We start from the raw sequence: 1,478 nt of genomic DNA on the forward strand, positions 1-1,478 counted from the left end.
TTATCGTGGAACGTTAGGTGTTAGTGATCTGAACACGTGGGTAGGAGGGTGATGATCCCCTCCTCCTTTTGTGTCTGAAGTTAGAGAAATCAATCATGAAAGAAGGGCTTGCATCTTTTAAAGGGTCGCTTTTTAAGGGCATTTGTGATATAATAATGCGCAAGAGGTTTAGAATGAAAAAAAATAATTTAATCCCGTTTTCTGCAGTCTTGCTAGGACTTGCAACTTTCGGAATCTTAACTTTGCTGATTATTTTTTCACATAATCTTGCTGTAACAATCACTGTTTTGTTTTTATTTGTACTGCTTTATTTGCTTTTATTCGTTTGGCAAAAAAAACAGTATGAAAAGAGCGAAATTGAACAAATCCAATATGTAAATCACCAAGCCGAAAATAGCTTGAGTACTTTGCTTGATCAAATGCCGGTGGGAGTACTGAAATTAGACTTATCAAGTGGAGAAGTGGAATGGTTTAATCCCTATGCTGAGCTGATTTTAACTACTGAAGAAGGCGAAATTGATGTTGAGTTAATTCAAACCATCATCAAGGCTTCTGTTGGGAATCCAGGTTCGTATGCTACCTTGGGCGAAACACGATATGCTGTTCATATGGACAAGGCTTCGGGTGTTTTGTATTTCTTTGATGTTTCTGGGGAGTACGAAGCAACTGTCGAATTGGTAACTAGCCGTCCAGTCATTGGAGTCATCTCAGTAGATAACTATGATGATTTGGAGGATGCGACATCTGACTCTGATATCAGCCATATCAATAGCTTTGTAGCTAATTTTGTTTCAGAATTTGCTAGTAAGTATGCTATGTTTTCTCGCCGTGTGGGGATGGATCGTTTTTATGTATTCACAGATTACACGGTACTAGAGGAATTGATGAATGATAAATTCTCCGTTATTGATACTTTCCGAGAAGAATCAAAACAGAGGCAGCTAGCCCTAACTTTAAGTATGGGATTTTCTTATGGTGATGGAAACCATGAAGAGATAGGGAAAATTGCCTTGCTCAACTTGAACTTAGCAGAAGTTCGCGGTGGTGACCAGGTGGTGGTCAAGGAAAATAACGAAACCAAGAATCCTGTCTACTTTGGTGGAGGAACTGCTGCATCTATCAAACGTACTCGTACACGTACCAGAGCCATGATGACAGCCATTTCTGATAAGATTCGAAGTGTTGACCAAGTTTTTGTAGTCGGTCATAAAAATCTAGATATGGATGCTTTGGGATCTGCTGTCGGTATGCAGTTGTTTGCAAGTAATATTATTGAGAACAGTTATGCTGTCTATGATGCAGAACATATGCCAGCAGATATCAAACGTGCTATTCAGTTCTTGAAGAAGGAAGATGTCACGAAACTTTTATCTCTTACAGATGCGATGAAGTTAGTTACAAACCGTTCATTATTGATTCTGGTGGATCATTCCAAGACGGCTTTGACTTTGTCAAAAGATTTTTATGATTTGTTCACT

1 protein-coding gene is annotated in these 1,478 nt (G+C 38.8%); it reads left to right on the forward strand.

The genetic code is table 11. The annotated features are described in order from the left end of the window. Positions 1-173: 173 nt before the first annotated feature. Positions 174-1,478, forward strand: a 1,305-nt coding sequence (locus GMD1S_RS07655; RefSeq protein WP_000739980.1) for a DHH family phosphoesterase, incomplete at its 3' end; no start/stop codon positions are given.

Origin of the sequence: Streptococcus sp. GMD1S (assembly GCF_000296875.1) — a bacterium.
In the GTDB taxonomy this organism is placed as follows: domain Bacteria; phylum Bacillota; class Bacilli; order Lactobacillales; family Streptococcaceae; genus Streptococcus.